General features: G+C 43.2%; 18 protein-coding genes and 1 pseudogene. 18 read left to right on the forward strand and 1 reads right to left on the reverse strand.

Going from position 1 to position 18458, the window contains the following annotated elements; all coding sequences use genetic code 11:
• Window positions 1-50: 50 nt before the first annotated feature.
• Window positions 51-1343: a homogentisate 1,2-dioxygenase gene (gene hmgA, locus HQQ94_RS12275; RefSeq protein ID WP_173294699.1), complete on the reverse strand. Its 1293-nt coding sequence runs from the start codon at window positions 1341-1343 to the stop codon at window positions 51-53.
• A gap of 188 nt (window positions 1344-1531) precedes the next feature.
• On the opposite strand from hmgA, the gene HQQ94_RS12280 reads away from it, so the two are divergent.
• The 18 genes and pseudogenes from HQQ94_RS12280 (at window position 1532) to HQQ94_RS12355 (ending at window position 18431) form a co-directional block, all read left to right on the forward strand.
• Complete coding sequence (locus HQQ94_RS12280) at window positions 1532-2020, forward strand: MarR family winged helix-turn-helix transcriptional regulator (protein WP_173296627.1); 489 nt, start codon at window positions 1532-1534, stop codon at window positions 2018-2020.
• Window positions 2021-2194: 174 nt separating this feature from the next.
• On the forward strand, window positions 2195-3046 hold the full coding sequence (locus HQQ94_RS12285; protein ID WP_173294700.1) for a bifunctional 2-polyprenyl-6-hydroxyphenol methylase/3-demethylubiquinol 3-O-methyltransferase UbiG: 852 nt from the start codon (window positions 2195-2197) through the stop codon (window positions 3044-3046).
• 116 nt (window positions 3047-3162) lie between these two features.
• Window positions 3163-3432 (forward strand): type II toxin-antitoxin system Phd/YefM family antitoxin, encoded by a 270-nt coding sequence (locus HQQ94_RS12290; RefSeq protein ID WP_254304048.1) that lies wholly within the window; start codon window positions 3163-3165, stop codon window positions 3430-3432.
• Entirely contained in the window at window positions 3429-3776 is a 348-nt protein-coding gene (locus HQQ94_RS12295) for a type II toxin-antitoxin system RelE/ParE family toxin (RefSeq protein ID WP_173294701.1), read from the forward strand. The genes HQQ94_RS12290 and HQQ94_RS12295 overlap by 4 nt, the downstream gene beginning before the upstream one ends.
• Window positions 3777-3946: 170 nt before the next feature.
• The gene (locus HQQ94_RS22335) at window positions 3947-6088 is read left to right on the forward strand and encodes a DNA/RNA non-specific endonuclease (protein WP_217274033.1); all 2142 of its coding nucleotides are present in this window, start codon (window positions 3947-3949) and stop codon (window positions 6086-6088) included.
• Window positions 6089-6092: 4 nt separating this feature from the next.
• Window positions 6093-6434, forward strand: a complete 342-nt coding sequence (locus HQQ94_RS12305; RefSeq protein WP_173294702.1) for an immunity protein YezG family protein — start codon at window positions 6093-6095, stop codon at window positions 6432-6434.
• A 24-nt stretch (window positions 6435-6458) separates the two neighbouring features.
• On the forward strand, window positions 6459-6617 hold the full coding sequence (locus tag HQQ94_RS12310) for a T6SS immunity protein Tdi1 domain-containing protein (RefSeq protein ID WP_173294703.1): 159 nt from the start codon (window positions 6459-6461) through the stop codon (window positions 6615-6617).
• 19 nt (window positions 6618-6636) lie between these two features.
• Entirely contained in the window at window positions 6637-7206 is a 570-nt protein-coding gene (locus HQQ94_RS12315; protein WP_173294704.1) for an imm11 family protein, read from the forward strand.
• Window positions 7207-7383: 177 nt separating this feature from the next.
• Window positions 7384-7695 (forward strand): GAD-like domain-containing protein, encoded by a 312-nt coding sequence (locus tag HQQ94_RS22565; protein ID WP_254304049.1) that lies wholly within the window; start codon window positions 7384-7386, stop codon window positions 7693-7695.
• Window positions 7668-8057: a T6SS immunity protein Tdi1 domain-containing protein gene (locus HQQ94_RS22570; protein ID WP_254304050.1), complete on the forward strand. Its 390-nt coding sequence runs from the start codon at window positions 7668-7670 to the stop codon at window positions 8055-8057. Before HQQ94_RS22565 ends, HQQ94_RS22570 begins: the two co-directional genes overlap by 28 nt.
• A gap of 77 nt (window positions 8058-8134) precedes the next feature.
• Window positions 8135-8395 carry a hypothetical protein gene (locus HQQ94_RS22575; RefSeq protein ID WP_254304051.1) on the forward strand — a complete coding sequence of 87 codons (261 nt, stop codon included), beginning with the start codon at window positions 8135-8137 and terminating at the stop codon, window positions 8393-8395.
• Window positions 8341-8475, forward strand: a pseudogene (locus tag HQQ94_RS23085) (immunity protein YezG family protein); the annotation flags it as partial. The gene HQQ94_RS22575 and the pseudogene HQQ94_RS23085, both read left to right, overlap by 55 nt.
• Window positions 8468-8596 carry a T6SS immunity protein Tdi1 domain-containing protein gene (locus tag HQQ94_RS12330; RefSeq protein ID WP_173294705.1) on the forward strand — a complete coding sequence of 43 codons (129 nt, stop codon included), beginning with the start codon at window positions 8468-8470 and terminating at the stop codon, window positions 8594-8596. The pseudogene HQQ94_RS23085 and the gene HQQ94_RS12330, both read left to right, overlap by 8 nt.
• Window positions 8597-8699: 103 nt before the next feature.
• The gene (locus HQQ94_RS12335; protein WP_173294706.1) at window positions 8700-9824 is read left to right on the forward strand and encodes an HNH endonuclease; all 1125 of its coding nucleotides are present in this window, start codon (window positions 8700-8702) and stop codon (window positions 9822-9824) included.
• Window positions 9825-10026: 202 nt separating this feature from the next.
• The gene (locus tag HQQ94_RS12340; protein ID WP_173294707.1) at window positions 10027-10788 is read left to right on the forward strand and encodes a hypothetical protein; all 762 of its coding nucleotides are present in this window, start codon (window positions 10027-10029) and stop codon (window positions 10786-10788) included.
• 3 nt (window positions 10789-10791) lie between these two features.
• Window positions 10792-11337: a BREX protein BrxB domain-containing protein gene (locus HQQ94_RS12345; protein WP_173294708.1), complete on the forward strand. Its 546-nt coding sequence runs from the start codon at window positions 10792-10794 to the stop codon at window positions 11335-11337.
• Between the two features lie 9 nt (window positions 11338-11346).
• Window positions 11347-14820, forward strand: coding sequence for a BREX system P-loop protein BrxC (brxC, locus tag HQQ94_RS12350; RefSeq protein ID WP_173294709.1), 3474 nt, complete (start codon window positions 11347-11349; stop codon window positions 14818-14820).
• A gap of 146 nt (window positions 14821-14966) precedes the next feature.
• Entirely contained in the window at window positions 14967-18431 is a 3465-nt protein-coding gene (locus tag HQQ94_RS12355; protein WP_173294710.1) for an Eco57I restriction-modification methylase domain-containing protein, read from the forward strand.
• Window positions 18432-18458 lie beyond the last annotated feature (27 nt).

Consider the following 18458-nt stretch of genomic DNA (forward strand, 5'->3'; position numbering starts at 1 on the left):
TTTTTCACCATGGTGAAAGTGTTTGCTGCTCTTGCCTGTCTAATCCGAATTTAACCAGTAAACTTCTTGCTAATATTTCTCCAACACGCGCTATAGTCTGTTTGTCGCTCCTTGCCTTCTAATGCATAACGCGTTGGCGAGAATATGTAGCGTGATTCAAACATAAAGGCGAGGGTGTTGTCATAACGTTGTGGGCTAAGTGCTGCATTAGATGCCTTTTCAAACACCCCAGCTTCAGGTCCGTGTGGTGACATACAATTGTGTAGGCTAGATCCACCGGGGACAAAGCCTGTTTCTTTGGCATCATAGACGCCATGGATAAGCCCCATGTATTCACTCATCATATTGCGATGGTAATAGGGAGGCCTAAAGGTATTTTCCGCCACCATCCAACGAGGAGGGAAAATCGCAAAGTCCACATTAGCGACGCCTGGCGTGCCTGAAGGGGAAGTCAATACCGTAAAAATGGACGGATCGGGATGGTCAAAACTCACGCTATTGATCACATTAAAGCGGGCTAAATCATATTTATAAGGTGCACTATTGCCCGTCCAAGCCACCACATCCAAGGGAGAGTGGCCAATATCACAGCGAAACAGATTGCCATTAAACTTGGCGATCAGCTCAAAATCTCCTTCAAGATCTTCATAACACGCAACCGGGTAATGAAAATCGCGATCGTTGGCAAAGCCATTGGCACCAACGGGACCGCGTTCTGCTAATACATAGGGCTGGCCGTAATTTTCACAGATATATCCCCGCGCAGTATCGCTGAGTAGTTCAACTGCAAACTTAATACCTCGTGGGATCACTGCGATTTCACCCGGTTTAATGGCTAGTTTTCCGCATTCAGTATTGAGTAACAATTCGCCTAATTGAGGCACAAACAGCATCTCGCCATCGGCGTTATAAAAGTAACGTTGTTCCATCGAACGGTTAATGGCATAAATATGCACGCCGACACCTACCTGAGTGTTGGCACTGCCATTGGCAGCCATGGTTACTAGGCCGTCCACAAAATCGGTGTCTTCGGTTGGTAGCTCAACGGGATCCCAGCGCAACATGGTCGGCGGGGCCATCGCTTCGGTGATGGGGGCTGTGCGAATAAGGCCATTATCCATGGCTTGATATTCGCCTTGGACCACTGAGGGACGAATACGATAAAACCAATTACGGCGGTTATCACAGCGCGGCGCTGTAAACGCGGTGACATTGAATTGCTCGGCATACAAGTGATAGTTTACTTTTTGTGGGCTAAATTGACCCAGAGGCAGAGCGCCTGCCAGTGCCTCAGTGTCAAATTCGTTACCGAAACCTGTCATGTATTTGAGATCTAATGCCATGATATGCATTCCTTGTTGAGCAATTGTTGAACATTGATTGTCAGTAGGTTTACAATGTACTCTCAGCTGAGACTAGTTTCAACATGAGCATTGAATTTAAATGCACATCGCGATGAGGTGGAACGATGTCAGCTGTAAACTTTTCCTTACTACCAATGTTAATCACTGTGCAACAACAAGGCTTCTTTATGACTCAACCGATATCGGCTCAGAACACGATTTTACTGCAGCAGTTTTTACCTTATAGACTGGCCAACTTGGCACAAAACATCAGTGTGGATTTTGCTCAGGTGTACCAAACTCAATTCGAGCTCACTATTCCTCAATGGCGTATTTTAGTTAACTTGGCTCAATATCCGTTGAGTGAGGCGAAAACGGCCAAAGAATTAACCGTGTTGGCTTCGATGGACAAGTCTACTGTTTCACGGGCAGTGAACATCATGCTCGATAAGGGCTTACTGGCTAAACAGTTAGATCCTACAGACAAACGTGCTTCACGCTTAAGCGTAACGGATAAGGGTAACCAGCTTTATCATCGCATTGCTCCGCAAGCACTAAAATGGCAAGCCGACTTATTAGCGGTATTGAGTGTTGGTGAACATCAAGCGCTGCTGGGCATTTTAGATAAACTCGATGGCAAGCTGGGCTTATCTACATTGATATCAACAAAGAAATAGCCACTCTCTATCACTGCCTTGTTCAACCATGCTACGGGACTTTAAAACGATCATCTAAAGTGGTTTGGGTATCAATAAGACAAAAAATCACGGTTTTACAGAGTATGTTGTTTTTCTCTTTTATAATGAAAAGAGCAAGGCACAGGTGAGCTTGACTGAAGCGATAGGAGTAGAATGCCAGATAATGCACATAAGCTAAACGTCCATAGCGAGACTGTCCATAACGACCGTTTTTATAATGACCGTTTTTATAATGACCGTTTTTATAATGATAATGCCGAGCAGTTGGCTGGCCAATATCTCTCTACCTCGTTTGAGCAAGTGCATGCTTCATGGTCATCCCATCTTAACCTGATGTTGGCTCGCAACATGTGCTTGTTAACGGTACTAGATGTGGGCGCAGGTGCGGGCCGTGATGCTTACTATTTAGCTCAGCAATCCCACTCTTTTACATCAAGCGCTCTTAATGAACAAGGACAGCACGTCATCATGCAGCAACACGTCGAAGTGGTGGCGGTTGAACCTGCACAACAGCTAGCCGACCTAGGTAAACAGCATACCCAAGGATGCAATGTCACTTGGATTGATGACCGCTTACCCGAATTACATCGTCTGGCCATTTACCAACACGGATTTAACCTCATTTTACTTAGCGCCGTATGGATGCACATTCCACCAGATGAGCGCATTACAGCACTGCAAAGCCTCGAATATTTACTGGCGCCCCATGGCAAGTTGATCATTTCGCTGCGTCATGGAACAAACGATCATAACAATAGCAACAACAATAGCGATAGCAGTAGCAATAATAGTCACAGCACCAGAGCAGATAATGGCAGAGTCATGTATCCAGTTAGTGTCGATGCACTGCAAGATGTAGCCAGTCAAGCACACTTAGTCATCATTGATGCGACCGAGAGAGAAAGCGATAAATTGGGCCGGCCCCAAGTCTTTTGGCAAACTGTCATTTTGCAACGAATCCAGGACGTTAATGCTAGTCATGGGATGATGAACACAGCTTTATGACTGGGACCCGTTGATTGGGGGTATATACTTGCCAATAAATTTATCTTAAATGACAAGTGAGACTAAATTTGGTCTTAATATGGACTGTTAGACAGTGTTTTGCTAAAGTAGAGATAATGAATATTAATCAGAGAAATATGATGAATATCGAAACCATTAGCTATTTGAAAAAAAATGCGGCAAATCTTTCTTTAGAAGAGCCAATGACAATTACACAAAATGGTGTTCCAGCTTACGTCATCGAATCTATTGACGATAGACATAGGCGCGACGAAGCCATTGCATTGCTCAAAATGATTAGTTTTGCCAAAAATGATCAAAATAAAAATGAGTTAATGTCATCGTCAACGTTTAAACAGCGCTTGGCGGCTAGAAAACAAAAATGAAAACAGTGGAAATTGTTTATACGCAGACGTTTGAGCAAACGGTTGATAGTGTCATCATCCATTGGTCTCAATGGAATGAAGAGAACACCGTCATTGAAAGAATCGAGTCACTTGTTGAACATTTTGAAGCACAAGTGACACAGAATCCTTATATCTATTCTCTTTGTGCTGAATTGGTGCCTTTAGGAAATACCGATATTCGGGAAATGAAGAGGCAAAATGCTCGATTGTTATACGAAGTGGTTGAACAAACAGAGTGCTTCACTATTATAGCGTTATTATTCTTAGGTCAGAAACAAAGCATTCAAAACCAGCTTATCGATCACTGTATTTTATACAAGTAATGGATCTTTTCCTGTGTATCTTCACACTCGCTAATTTATTTATCGTAAATTTAATAACGACTTAGCCTACTTTTTACACTCATTTTTTAGACTCAATCTTAGTTAACTTAGCGCACTTTTTACTGTATGATGCGGTTTTTTACTGTGCCATTACAGGGAAGTCATACAGTATGTCGTTACGTTTAGCCTCCATTGATTCACTCATGATCAATGATGCGTTGCTGATTGAGTCGAATTTATCCAGTCTGAGTGAGCGTGATTGGCAAGCCATCACCCCATCAGGGCGGTCACCCAGCAATATTAAACGAGGCGTTAAAAAAGGGGATTGGGTAGTGCTAAACGATGCACCACAATCGCCTTTATTTGCCATTGAAGCAGGGAGCCCCACTGCTAATCCCAATAATGGTGGTGATATTGACCCCTATATTGTGATGCAACTGACTCAACGTTTTGCTTCAGCAGGCAGTGCCACTTTATTCGAAGCCAGAAAAACCGACAGTTTACCGCCATCGCCGCCGCTCTATTACACGCCTGAAGCCGTGCTAAGAGAAGAAAATTTTGTCCCTGAAATCACCCCCATCAGTGACAATTTAGCCAAAAAAGCGCCCAATTTAGAACTTACGCTCAATTATAATGACAGCGAAAAAACTTACGCCAGCAATGTGCCTTATAGCGTCATGTTTAGCGATCCCAGTAATACCGTCATTAAAGGCAGCCTAAATGACATGGGCTGGGCCGTGGTCGAAGGCGGCCCCAATTACCCTGCTGAAATTATATTTGGTGATGAAGCAGAAAAAGTGGCTGCCGAATCCGCGCTTGAATCCCAATATCAGCAGCTCGATAGCGCCTTAAATGACACCGCAGCGCAGGTAGCTAAGCAGGCACTCAGCATTCCCGCTACCAACCCAGATACACAAGCCAAACAAGCCACCGATAGCGCGTTAACTGAGACGTTTAACGCCGCCGTTAATAATAAAATCGCCGAACTCAATGCCCAAAGTGCTGAATTTGATAACTTGTCATTTTTGGCGCAATCCTGGCAGCTGGCCAAAGCGACTCAACAGGGTGCCAGTAACGGTTTTAATGCCTATCTACCGGATTTAGGTGATTTTGGCGAACTGATGCAAGCGGCCGATATCGACATCAGCATGCTGGTCGACGCCATTAGTAGCGGCAACATTGACGCATTACAAGCCAAATTAACACAATGGAAACTGCGGGGTGACACAGGCTTAAAGCAAGCCCGCAAAGCCATGGAAACCCTTATTTTGCTACTAAGCGACCCTGTCACCCGTGACATGTTAGCCAGCATGCCCAAGCGCATATTGGCCGCCATGCCAGAAGATAAAATCGCTGAATTGACCGCCTATCAAGCGACCCAACTGGGCATGGACACCGCATTAATAACCGGTGGCACCGCAGTGGGCAGTTTAGCCGGAGGGGTAGGCGGCCCCGTCGCCGCTGGGATCCTCTTTACCGCGACAACGGCCCGTAAAGGCGGTAAAGCCCTTGAAGGCACAATTAAAATCGTCACCGACATTTCCACATCGCTGAAAAAAATCAATAACCAGCATGATGCCAAGCCCTACAAAAAAGACAACATCAGCCCGCTCGAAAACGGTAATAAAGCACAAAGCAAGGGTGGTAATGGAAAAGGCAATAAAGCTGGCGACAATAACAAGCAGAATACAGCGGATAAAGTAGAGAGTAACGGGGCAAGTACAGCAGCCAATAACCCGAGTAAAAGTAATACGGCAAGTACAGACAAAAATGAAAAACCAGAGAGTAAAGATAGCTCAGAGATCTATGCTAATGAAATTGAGCTAGAACAAGGTAAAAAAGGATCTTGGAATAAAGAGTTAAATGGTAAACTAAAACCTAATTCTAAATATAAAGTGGGTAGCTACACCTATGAGACTGATGATTTAGGTAGAGTAAAATCAGTTTCAGGGGATTTAGATTTAACCAAACAAGATCGAAATACTTACCAACAAGGTAAAGCTGGTAAAGAAAGCGGCATTAAAGACGGTTTAGATAAAGATGAAGGAGGTCATATTATCGCCTCTATCTTTAATGGACCGGGTGAGCAGATCAATTATTCTGCTATGGATGGGAATCTAAACAAAGGTGCATGGAAGCGAATGGAAAATACATGGGCACAAGCACTTAAAGGGAATCCACCTAAGAAAGTAAGTGTAAGTATTGATGCTATATATGAAGGTAATGATAAGAGACCAGCTAGTTTCGATGTATTCTTTGATATAGATGGTGAAGAAGAATTCTTATCTATGAAAAATAAACCTGGGGGTTAATAAAATGGAAAATATAGATAACCTATATTTAAGCATTGCTCAAAATATAATCCAAAATAGTTCGGATTCTTGGGATATTGCAGAAGTAAATGTTGAAGTATTCGATGATGCTTTAAAACTTAAAGGTGGCCATTACAAGAATGAAATGTTTACTTCATTTAAATTTAGAAACTTTGATCGTAAGATTATTAAGGACTTTGAAAATATACATTTAATTACAACAGAGAACCCTGATAATAATTGGAACCGTGCAAAGTTTACTCTAGAACCTACTGGAAAATTCAATATTGAATTCGAGTGGGATCAAGCACTAGCAGATGAGATTGAACGCTTAAATAATGAATGATTATTTTGCCGCTTTTGTGTCTTTGTGCCTGTATTGGCGTTAGGCGGCGCACCTAAACTAGAGGACTTGCAGAAAGTGAAAGTGATTGAACATCTGACATTTTTAGCTGACTTATGTCAAAACCAGGGCGAGAAAACAATAATGGCCGATATCGTTGCTATGTCAGATGCACTGCATAAATAGCTAGGCTTGGATGAAAATAATGTACTGGATTATGTCTAGTGAGCGTTCAAAAGATAACGAAGTTGTTTTAGAAATACAATCTAGTTCTCTTTCTAATCAGGACGTTGGCTTCTCTACTGGTGAAAGTCAGCTTGTTATTATTAAAGAAATTATTTTACACTATCAATTAGGAGAAGGTACGAACTTATATACAGATAATTTAATCTGTTACGGAGCTAAAGGGCTGATTGTAAATAAAAAAATAAAAGAATTACTAGAGGAGCTGGGAGTAGGAAATATTGATTTTTATAATGTAAATTTAGTTAATATTAAAGATAATACTTCTATAAGTTACTACCTTGCTAATGTGATCGGTGCATTTGAATGTGTTGACTATGAGCATTCAGATATAGAATTATGGCCAAATGGAAAAATTGAACAAATAGATGCACTTGCCTTTATAGACACGAGTGAAATGGATCTCCCACCTATCTTTAGGCTATCTAGCTTCTTACCTCTGGTGATTGTCAATGACGAGATAAAACAAGCTTTTGAAGCCAATAATATCACCGGGTTTAAATTCTATAAGCCCGAAGACTTTTACCTTTAATGAACCAGTTTTTTGATAATTTTGCTGTCCTTTTCCTGCATGGACTTTAGGCGGCGCACCTAAACTAGAGAACTTGCAGAAAGTGATTGAACATCTGACATTTTTAGCTGACTTATGTCAAAACCATGGCGAGAAAACCGTCATGGTCGCTATGTCAGATGCACTGCATAAATAGCCATGCTAGATGAAAATTTAGAAGAATTTTTACGTGAATTTGGCCAGCCAACGAGCCAACGGTTTCCCACAGCTTCTGAAGTTGAACAATATCGTGGTATTTTACCCGACAGGTTATTAGAGTATTGGCAAGAAATCGGCTTTTCCGGCTATATGGATGGCCTGTTTTGGATTGTTAACCCCGCTGATTATGACGATGTTGTAGAACGTTTTTTAGAATCGACCGACTTCCCTGAGCTAGATACTTACCATGTCATAGCCCGTAATGCATGGGGGAAATTACATCTATGGGGGAAAAAACAGGGGATTCATTAACTATTACCCCGATGAATAATTGGATGAGTACTGGGCAAGGTTATACTTCCGATATTGCTAAAGGAGAAGCTAATAGATGCATTGAGTTCTTTTTTGCATTCAAACAGCCCAAAAAAGAAAACACTCAAGGTGAAAATGGTAAGCCGATGTTTGAGGCGGCATTAAATGCCCACGACGCTCTTACTGAAGATGAAGTATTTGCGTTTAATCCCTTCTTGTTTATGGGCGGCAATAAAACGGTCAAAGCAATGTCTAAAGAAAATATCTTTGTCCATTTAAACCTGATCGCTGATATGGGGGATATGGAAGTGATCGATATGGCTTCGATGATCAACAAAACCCTCAAGCAACACGGAGAATAGAGTGTCCAACTACGGCTGCGAATTTTAAATGTGTGACGAATTTTCATACACTAAAAGATTCCAAGGGAGTAGAAATAGTGAGTAATATCAGAACAGTAGATGCTATATATACTTCTATTGCAATAGGGATGTCCAATAGCATAAATGAACAATGGGATAACTCTCTTCTGTTGGTCGAATTTTTTGATGATGCAGCAAACTTTAAAGGAGAGTTTTTTTTCAGAATGAAAAAAAATATTTTAAAGTTCAAAATAATGCATTTGAAGATTTTGAAGAACTCCACCAAATTACCACAGAAAACCCAGATAATAACTGGAACCGTGCCAAGTTCACTTTAGCGCCTACAGGTAAGTTCAATATGGAGTTTGAGTGGGATCAAGCACTAGCAGATGAGATTGAACGCTTAAATAATGAATGAGTTTTTTGATAATTTTGCCGTCTCTTTTCCTGCATTGGTGTTAGGCGGTGCAGCTAAGCTGGAAAACTTGCAGAAAGTGAAAGTGATTGAATATTTAGATCCCAAGGAACTAGATTTTTAGTTGAACTCAGTGTTAAATTACCGCACTAAGTGATTGAATTAACCTAAGACGCAGTGATTGAACGAGTCCAAAACTAGGTTGTTAAGGAAAAGGGAAGGCCTCAATGAGTTCAGCTAAATCAGTTCATTGCTTGACCCATGTCGATGCCCAACTGCAGGTCGACTTTATTGGTTATTTACAACGGTTGCTGGTGGAAGGGGATTTTGTTGCCACTTACAAATTTGCGTTGCTGCATGCCCTTGCCGATATTTGTATCGAGCGGCCACTCGATACATTCAATAACGAGATGGGCCTTTCACATGAACAAGGTCATAATGTCATTACCATTGATGAGTTGGTGGAGAAGTTTATTGAGCTTTATTGGCAACATTCCTTGCCTTATAGCGGCGCGGTTACGGCTACCAATGCTCCGCAAACCGCGTTTATTTTGCTGCAAAACTCTGGTCGTCAATCAGCCTTAATCAAAAATTTAGCCGAGTATCGTAGCCAAGGGATCACCAGTTTAAGCCAATTAAAGCAACATCCTGATTGGCGTAAATTGGTGAGTAAAACCCGCACGACCTTTAAAGATGGCCCATTGTGGCGTTTGCAATTACTGGCGGGCAGCGAAGTGTGTTTTTATTATCCCCATGATAAAACTCAGTCGTTTATTGCGCTTAATCCTGGGATAGCCTTCTGTTTTCGCCGTTTTCACGATTTGGTGGTGTCATTAGCCAGAACGCACTGGACACAAAAAGTGGGTAATTTCCCGTTAAACCACACAGCCATCGGCGGGCAAGGCAACTTGGCTGAGTTCTTGTTTGGTCGTGACAGAAACGCCATCACCACAGCAAGGCCAGTGCTGTTTGATATCCAACAAGGTCAGTGTTTTTACTGTCAAAAATCATTGAACGAAACCGGTGAGGTCGATCACTTTATCCCGTGGGCGCGTTACCCTAACGATCTGGGTCATAACTTCGTGCTGGCTCACAGCAAATGCAATAACGCCAAACGCGATCACTTAGCCGCGGAGCTGCACAAAGAGCGCTGGTTTGAGCAAAATATTATTCAACATAATCACACCATCAGCACAGAACTGGGCCGTTACTTTGTCTGCGAAAGTGGCCGCACCGAAGCCATTGCCACTTGGGCCTACCAACTCGCCAGCCAAAACCAGTCACCACTGTGGTTAAAGGGCAAGCACTTTGAAACCTTAGCCCCAAAAACCGCAGATCTTAATATGCAGTGATCCTGTATTAACTTAAGTCTATTTGACTCTTTTTAAACTGTGTTCCGCTGTTATTTTAACCATCTAGTTTTTAATAAAAACTTCTGCTCGTAGTTCTTTTTACTTATATTTTTTAGAGGGGATTTGTGGCAAAATATTTATATGTAAATGAATTATTTTGTTTGGCCAAAAGTGCTAAGTTAAACTAAAGTAAGAAGGTTTTGTGGTAGATAGGAAAAATTTAGAATTTTTTGGCTTCAAATTTGGCAAAAATGGTGCCCATTCAGCGCGAAGTATGATGATTGAGGAGTTGTCATTACTGTTGTTTTCTTGCCCAGAAAACGCGACTCGAGAAGACTACGAAAAAGATATCGTTGAGTTTAACATTCTGCATAAGCCAACTGAAAAATCTCGTAAGTTAACTTATAGACATTTAGTTGATCTATATGGCCTTTCACTTGATGTGCCGTTGTTTAAACTACTACGTGAATGGTGGGAGCTGTCAGAAGATTCGCAAGCTATTCTAGCTCTACAGCTGGCTGTTGCCCGTGATCCAATATTAAAAGGTTCAGCTGAACTCATTTTGAACCTTGAACCAGGTGAACACATTTCCCGTGAGACAGTTGAAGCGCACTTAGCAAAAGATGATCCAGAACGCTTCAGCGCAGCATCATTAAAATCTTTTGCACAGAATGTCAATGGTACCTGGACCCAGGCTGGTTACTTGACGGGTAAAGCAAAAAAATATCGAGCTATACCAAAGGTTACCTATGTCCATATCGCTTATGCATTGTTCCTTGCGCACTGTCACGGTCTTTCAGGTCAGAGAATGTTCGACAGTTTTTGGTGTCAGCTTCTAAGTCAAGACAAGACAAGGCTTTTTGAGCTAGCGCATAGCGCTTCGCTTCGCGGTCTGATTAACTTCAAACAAGCCAGTGACGTGGTTGAAGTGACCTTTCCCAATATTAAACTTCCTAAGGTGTAGGTCATGTCGGATCGATTATCAAAATTGTTAAAGGGCTTTGAAAGTCACATTAGTATTCCATGGCCATCGGCAGTGTCTGCTGATGAGAGAACGATCTTTTTGGTTTATAACAAAGAAGATGAGCTGAAATTAAGAGCCAGAGTGGGGGAGTTTGAACAAGCATCAACTCAACACGGTCATCCATGGAAGCTACTGGATTTAACCACCAGCTTCGAAACATGGATGGCAGAGCAAGATTATAAAGAGACTTACTTCGAAGATCCTGAATATCTCACTGGGCTTTATGGGGACTTTGCCGACGAACTGGTTGAAAGCCTTAAACAACAGTTTATCCATGATCAAGATCAGAATGAAGTCATCGCATTACTGGGTTGCGGAACCTTATTTGGTTTTGCATCAGTGTCTGGGCTGGTCGAAGCGGTCGCAAACAACGTAAAAGGGCGGCTGGTGGTCTTTTTTCCCGGCGAAGTACATAACAATAATTTTCAATTATTAGATGCAAAAGATGGTTGGGGTTATCACGCCACCGCTATTTCAGCTACAGCATAGGGATCAAGGATGTTAAACCGTGAAATTTTTATTAACGACCCAATCAACAGTCGTTTAGCCAATAATGGTGTAGCACAAGTCAAGGATGATCACTCTAAAGGTGCGCTTGACACTCTAGAGTATGAATTAAGAACCTTCGTCTGTGACGGTGCTTATGCCAAAGGCATGGACAGTATTTTAAGCCACTACTTAAGCGCCGTTAAAACAAATAGCGAGCAACCCGGTGTATGGATCAGTGGCTTCTTTGGTTCGGGTAAGTCGCACCTTGCCAAAATGCTGCGTACTTTGTGGACCAACCAAACGCTTAATGATGGCAGTGATGCACGTAGTATTACCGATTTACCTCCTTATATAGCGGCTCATTTTGATGATTTGTCATCATTAGCAATACACAATGGTGGTTTGCATGCTGCGTCTGGCACCTTAGGTGCTGGTGTACGCTCCCAAGTGCGTATGGCGTTTCTTAGTATCATCTTTAAGTCTGTCGGGTTACCTGAGCAATACCATTTAGCACAATTTGTTATGTGGTTAAAAGCTGAAGGCGTATTAGCTCAAGTACAGCAATATGTTGCTAAAAATGCAAAAGTTAAAGAAGGCGTGGATAGTTGGAAACACGAGTTGAAACATCTTCACGTCTCTCCAATTTTGCATGGTGCAATATTAAATGTTATTCCTGGTTTTGCTTCGGACGTAAAAGAAGTCCGTCAAATGATAATGGCTCAGTATAATATCGTTGACGATGTCACCAATGACGAAATGGTGTCGGCTTTGGTTGATGCTATATCCAAAGATGGTGAATTACCGCTTACATTAGTCGTGCTTGATGAAGTACAACAATATATTGGTACAGATACTCAAAGAGCTTTTGATGTTCAAGAAGTCGTCGAAACCTGTAGTGGTGCAAGTGCGCTTAAATCTAAATTACTGTTTGTGGCAACCGGACAAAGTGCCTTATCCGGTATGTCTAATTTGCAACGTTTGTTAGGTCGATTTCAAGTACCAGTCCAACTTGAAGACACAGACGTTGATGCTGTTATCCGTAAAGTCATCTTACAGAAGAAAAGCTCTGCTGAATCTCAAGTACAAGCGGTTATCGATGACAATTTAGGTGAAATAACTCGTCATCTGCGTGGCAGTACTATTGAGCACAATAAAGATGATGAAAAATGGATGGTGAAAGATTATCCATTGTTGCCTGTTCGCCGTCGCTTCTGGGAGCGTATTCTTCCAGCATTAGATAAGACTGGTACAGGCTCCCAGTTACGTAATCAGTTACGTGTTGTTCATGAGGCTGTCAAAACCACAGCAGAACAACAGCTAGGTTATGTGGTACCCGCAGATTTTATCTATGATCAAATTGCGACTAACCTGCTGCAAACGGGCGTGATATCAAAAGATATATACGAGACGATTAGTCGTAAGAAAGGCGGCAATGAAGACGAGCAGTTACAAGGTCGCTTACTGGCGCTCATTTTGCTGATCAGTAAACTCCCTAGTGACGTCGAATACGGTATCCACGCAACTGTAGATAGCCTCGCTGACTTGTTGTTAGAAGACCTGCTGCAAGATAAACACAAGCTCCGTCCAATAGTGCCAAAAATGCTGCTAGTGCTCGAAGATGAGCACCTGATCATGTCAATGGATACGTCACAAGGCCAAGAGTATCGTTTGCAAACGATAGAGAGCCAAACTTGGTATGACGAATTCCGCCGCCAAGAATCTGATTTAGTTGGTAATCCGCAGACGTTAGAGTTACACCGCTCGAAAGAGATCCAAACCTATATTCGTAAGCAAATTGCTCAAGCCAGAATCACACAAGGCAGTATTGCCGAAGCTCGTGTTATCAATGCAATTTTTGACAGTGAGCTACCCAGCGATACCGATAAAAAAATCTGTGCCTGGGCACCGGAGGTCAGTGAGAAACAATTTAACGACCTGTCTCGTGGTAGTGACCCAGATTCTGCGACCATTTTTATCTATGTGCCTACTTCTCATCGCAGTGAACTACAATCAGCTATCGTGACACTAAAGGCGGCAGAAAATACTTTAGATGTACGCGGAGGTGCGACCACCGATGCTGGTAAAGAAGCTAAAAATGCCATGGAAACACGCTTAAGGGATGCCGAACGCACCAAAAAAGCGTTATTAAAAGATATCTTCTCGCAAATTCAGGTTCGCCTTGCTGGCGGTCAAGAAGTTGAAGGTGAAACGCTTACGGAGCAAGTTCAGAATGCGGGCGAACTTGCCTGTCAGCGGTTGTACAACAAATTCAAAATGGCTGATGATCGCGGTTGGGCAAAGGTGTTCGAACGTGCCAGCAAGCATGCTGATGCGAACGCCCTGGAAGCGATAGGCCACAATGATGAAGCAGACAAACATCCAGTTGGTGCGGAGATCAAACGCTTTGTTGGTGCGATGAAAACTGGTAAAGATATCGTCGACAACTTCCGTCAAGCGCCCTATGGTTGGAGCAAAGACACGATTGAAGGTGCACTGCTTGCGATGGTGGCTGCCAGTATTTTACGCGCCGCCGATAATCAAGAAAGAGCCGTTGATGCTAAAAAGTTAGATCGTTCTTCCATATCACAAACCAAATTCCGCCCTGAAAACGTGACCTTGTCAAAAGTGCAGTTGATTAAAGTCCGTGGTGTGGTGAGTACCTTGCATGAGCAAACCTGTAATGCGGGTGAAGAGTCAAGTAAATTACCGCTGGCCATCATCAATGCCCGTAATCTTGCTCGCAAAGCGGGTGGCGAGGCACCACTACCTATGGCACCAAGCACCAAGTTACTCACCGATTTAGAGATGTACTCAGGTAACGATCAACTGCAACAGGTGTTCGACCATAAAGAGCAACTGCTGAGTGACTTTGCCGATTGGCAGGCGTTAGCCGATAAAGTCAAAGCGCGTCAGGCTCGTTGGAGTGAGTTTTTACTTGCGCTTAAAAACGCCAAAGACTTAGCCATTTTTAAGGCGTTAGATAAAGAACGTGATGCCATTATTGCTAATCGCAGCTTGTTGCAAGATCCAAACCCAGTGGATCCGCTACTTAAGCAAGCGGTTAACGCACTGCGTAATACCCTGACGAGTCGCTTAGGTGAGTATGAGCAAGAGCATAAAGCCTGCATGCTTGAGCTTGAAGAGGACGACAACTGGCAAAAGCTGGATGAAACTAAGCGAAATCAATTTTTAGCGAAACGTCATCTCGACAAGCTGCCTGAGGTGAGCATAGGTGATACTACTGCCGTATTTGATGCCCTCGATGACATTAACTTCCAACAATGGAGCGACAAGTCGGCCGCGCTACCCAGTATCTTCGATCATGTGCTTAAAGATGCGATTAGTGAACTCACTCCTAAGGTGAGATATTACAAACTTAATAAGCCATTAATCGAAAACGAAGCCCAGTTACAAAGCTGGCTCACTAAAGTCGAACAAGAGCTACGTGAAGAATTAGCCAAAGGGCCCGTCGTACCATCTTAGTGCCCTCGAACTGCTGACCTAATAGCTTTGAGGAGGTTGAATGAGTTTAACTGAATTCATTCGCCATTTACCATTAACCTTTCCGAATGATAGAGGTTAATGGTTTTGTTCAATTCACTACCAAGAATGTAAAGTAACGAGAAAAAATGAGAAGTTCACTCGATAAGCAATTGCGTAAAAAATTAGAAGCTACCGTGGTTGAAGCCCGTGACGTGGTAGAAGTCGCTGTCACTGATGCCATAACGCGACTTGGTATTGCAGATGTGCAAGCGCCAAGTTATTTATCTGAAGATGACCGCAAGCTGCGTAATACCTTGCGCGCCCATGCTCGTCAGTTAGGTGATAGCTTAATTGATGGAGCACAGGAAACCGAATTACTGATTAATGAGATTGCCTACGAGCATTGGCACCGTATGCTGTTTTCTCGTTATCTTGAGCAAAACCACCTGCTGATGTTTGAAGGTACATCGGTCACATTAGATGAGTGCAGCGAACTTGCCGAAGAAGAACCCGATTGCAAGGATGGCTGGGAACTTGCGGGCCGCCTAGCGCAAACCATGTTGCCGCAAATTTTCCGCGCCGACTCGCCAGCATTTGCTATTAAGCTTTCAATTAACCATATCAACAAGCTGGAAGAGTTGATTGCAGCGCTTAATCCCGCCACTTTCCAAGCCCAAGACAGCCTGGGTTGGTGTTACCAGTTCTGGCAAAACAAAAAGAAAAAACAGGTTAATGAGTCCGGCGTCAAAATTGGTGCCAAAGAGCTCAGCCCGGTAACTCAGCTATTCACCGAACCTTACATGGTGAGTTTTTTACTGGACAACGCCCTCGGTGCCTGGTGGGCAAAACGTCGCTTAAGTAGCGATGACTTAATCCGGGCTAACAGCGAACAAGAGCTGCGTGAATTGGCGTCTATTCCTGGCGTACCACTGGAGTATCTGCGTTTTATCGAAGAAGAGGAAGTATGTTCCCACAGCGGAGAGAAGGTAAATAAATGGAAAAGTGCAGCAGGGGATTTCGACAAATGGCCTGAGCACTTAAGCGAGCTAAAAACCCTCGATCCTTGCTGTGGTTCGGGTCACTTCTTGGTCGCGGTTTTCCTGATGCTAGTGCCAATGCGAATGCACCTTGAAGGCTTAACCGCGAAAGAGGCCGTTAATGCGGTATTGCGCGACAATATTCATGGCCTAGAGCTAGACCAACGCTGCGTCGAACTAGCCGCTTTTGCACTCGCATTAGAAGCTTGGCGTTATCCAGATGCTGGGGGTTATCGTCAACTGCCAGAGCTGCAACTGGCGTGCTCTGGTATGTCGATTACCGAGGCGCAAAAAGAATGGAAGGACTTAGCTAAAGGCGATGAAGTCCTTTCTGATGCCGTTACCTGGATGCAACAGACCTTTAAAGAAGCGCCAACGTTAGGTAGTTTGATTGACCCAACGAAGGCCTTACCTAACAAGAATGAAGGTGAGCAAGCCCCTTGGGAACTATTGCAACTGGCCATGGTAGGTAAAGCTGATGCGACTAGTGAAGCCAAGGCTGCCGCACAAGGTTTGGCGAAAGCAGCAGGATTATTGGCTGATAAATATCAGTGGGTTGTTACCAATGTTCCATACCTGGCACGAGGTAAACAGTCAGAGACATTGCAATTATATTGTGACAAGTATTACATCAAAGCAAAAAGCGACCTGGCTACAGTTTTTTTACAGAAATGTTTAGAGTTATGTTTAATTGGTGGTAGTTCAAGCGTTGTGATACCTCAAAACTGGTTGTTTTTAAAAGGGTATCAGAAGTTTCGGTCAAGCTTACTTGATGAGCACGAATGGAATGTTGTTGCTCGCTTAGGGGCTAAGGGGTTTCAGACCTCAATGTGGGACTTTAATGTTCAGCTTATTGGAATCACAAGGGGTAGAGATAATACTTATTCATTGATCCGAGGTATTGATGTATCAGAATATCAGTCTGCAGATAAGAAATCTGACAAATTACCATTCGAATCTTTAAAAAGTATTATTCAACTTGAACAATTGAAAAACCCTGATGCAATTGTTAGCTTTGAAAATGCTGATATGTCTGCTCGTTTTTCTGAAACGGCATCTTGTTATCAAGGCTCTTCAACAGGAGATAATAATAGATTTGTTATCTCCTTTTGGGAATACCACTCAACCTTAGGTAAATTTCAGTTATTAGAGGGAGTGCCAAGTGGCAAATCGGATTTTAGTGGGAAGCAATTGGCTATTGACTGGTATGGCATGGAAGCTTCAAAAACCTCTGCAGTTAGAGGATGGGATGCTTTTAATAAGAAGGGCGTAAGTATTGGACAGATGGCAAACTTGCCTGCTTCTTTATACCTAGGGCGTCGTTTCCCGAACACTACGCCAGTAATAGTTCCAAGCAATAACGAAGACTTAGAAGCAATTTGGGCATTCTGTTGTTCAGATGAATTTGCAATTGAGCTCCGAAAAATCAATCAAAAGCTCAGTGTAGATAATGGCTATGTTGGTAAGATACCTTTTGATCGTGAAAGATGGAACTTACTTGCTAATAAACAATTCCCTAATGGCCTCCCAAAACCTTACTCAGACGATCCAACTCAATGGATCTTCCATGGTCACCCATGTGCTTCTGTCATTTGGGATGAAGAAACTAAGACCACAGCTGTTGGTGAGTTGCGTCAGGATGATACTGTATTGCAAGTCGCAGTTGCTCGTCTGCTTGGTTACCAATGGCCTGCGGAGCTGGATGATGACAAGGTGAATGGCGAAGCCAGAGAGGGTGCCCTGGGGCAAATGGAGCTGGCGCCTGAAATGCGTCAGGTGATGCTGAAAAACACTGATTTCGATGGCCTAGTCGATGACGATGGTATTGTCTGTATCCCGGCTATTCGTGGTGAGATGAGTGCAGTAAAGCGTCTCGAGGCCATATTACAAAAAGCCTATGGTCAGCAGTGGTCAAACACGATTGAAGCCAATCTGCTTAAAGCGGTTAAATCAACTAACCTGGGCGATTGGTTGCGGGATAAGTTATTTGAGCAGCATTGCAAACTGTTTCAACACCGCCCCTTTATCTGGCAGATTTGGGATGGTTTAAAAGATGGTTTCTCTGCATTAGTTAACTACCACCAGCTTGACTATAAAGGGCTTGAACGCCTTATCTATACCTATCTCGATGACTGGATTAGTACCCAGAAACGTGGTGTTGCCGATGGCATTGATGGCGCCGATATTCGTTTAACCGCCGCTGAGAACTTAAAGGTTCAGCTAGAAGCGATTTTAGAAGGTGAAGCACTGCCTGGTAAACCAGGCTTAGATATTTTCGTGCGTTGGAAACCTATTGAGCAGCAAGCTATCGGCTGGAACCCAGACCTAAACGATGGTGTACGCTTAAACATCCGTCCGTTTATGTCCGCCGAAGATATGGGTAAAAAAGGTGCCGGAGTGTTGCGTGCCAAGCCCAATATCCATTGGAAGAAAGATCGCGGCACTGACGTAGCCTCAGCCCCTTGGTTCGAGCTTGGCCCGAAGTACGACGGCAAAGAGGGTGATCGCATAAACGACCATCACTTAACCCTAGCTGAAAAGCGTGCAGCCAGGGAATCAGCTAAAAATGATTAAGTCAGTTGATCATTGGTCTATAGAACA

It is taken from the genome of Shewanella sp. VB17 (genome assembly GCF_013248905.1).
Classification (GTDB): Bacteria; Pseudomonadota; Gammaproteobacteria; order Enterobacterales; family Shewanellaceae; genus Shewanella.

Excerpts from the sequence above, each read along its gene's own strand:
- hmgA (WP_173294699.1), bottom strand. The coding sequence starts at position 1,343 with ATGGCATTAGATCTCAAATACATGACAGGTTTCGGTAACGAATTTGAC.
- HQQ94_RS12280 (WP_173296627.1), top strand. The coding sequence starts at position 1,532 with ATGACTCAACCGATATCGGCTCAGAACACGATTTTACTGCAGCAGTTT.
- HQQ94_RS12285 (WP_173294700.1), top strand. The coding sequence starts at position 2,195 with ATGCCAGATAATGCACATAAGCTAAACGTCCATAGCGAGACTGTCCAT.
- HQQ94_RS12290 (WP_254304048.1), top strand. The coding sequence starts at position 3,163 with ATGAATATTAATCAGAGAAATATGATGAATATCGAAACCATTAGCTAT.
- HQQ94_RS12295 (WP_173294701.1), top strand. The coding sequence starts at position 3,429 with ATGAAAACAGTGGAAATTGTTTATACGCAGACGTTTGAGCAAACGGTT.
- HQQ94_RS22335 (WP_217274033.1), top strand. The coding sequence starts at position 3,947 with ATGTCGTTACGTTTAGCCTCCATTGATTCACTCATGATCAATGATGCG.
- HQQ94_RS12305 (WP_173294702.1), top strand. The coding sequence starts at position 6,093 with ATGGAAAATATAGATAACCTATATTTAAGCATTGCTCAAAATATAATC.
- HQQ94_RS12315 (WP_173294704.1), top strand. The coding sequence starts at position 6,637 with ATGTACTGGATTATGTCTAGTGAGCGTTCAAAAGATAACGAAGTTGTT.
- HQQ94_RS22565 (WP_254304049.1), top strand. The coding sequence starts at position 7,384 with ATGCTAGATGAAAATTTAGAAGAATTTTTACGTGAATTTGGCCAGCCA.
- HQQ94_RS22570 (WP_254304050.1), top strand. The coding sequence starts at position 7,668 with ATGGGGGAAAAAACAGGGGATTCATTAACTATTACCCCGATGAATAAT.
- HQQ94_RS12330 (WP_173294705.1), top strand. The coding sequence starts at position 8,468 with ATGAATGAGTTTTTTGATAATTTTGCCGTCTCTTTTCCTGCATTGGTG.
- HQQ94_RS12335 (WP_173294706.1), top strand. The coding sequence starts at position 8,700 with ATGAGTTCAGCTAAATCAGTTCATTGCTTGACCCATGTCGATGCCCAA.
- HQQ94_RS12345 (WP_173294708.1), top strand. The coding sequence starts at position 10,792 with ATGTCGGATCGATTATCAAAATTGTTAAAGGGCTTTGAAAGTCACATT.
- brxC (WP_173294709.1), top strand. The coding sequence starts at position 11,347 with ATGTTAAACCGTGAAATTTTTATTAACGACCCAATCAACAGTCGTTTA.
- HQQ94_RS12355 (WP_173294710.1), top strand. The coding sequence starts at position 14,967 with ATGAGAAGTTCACTCGATAAGCAATTGCGTAAAAAATTAGAAGCTACC.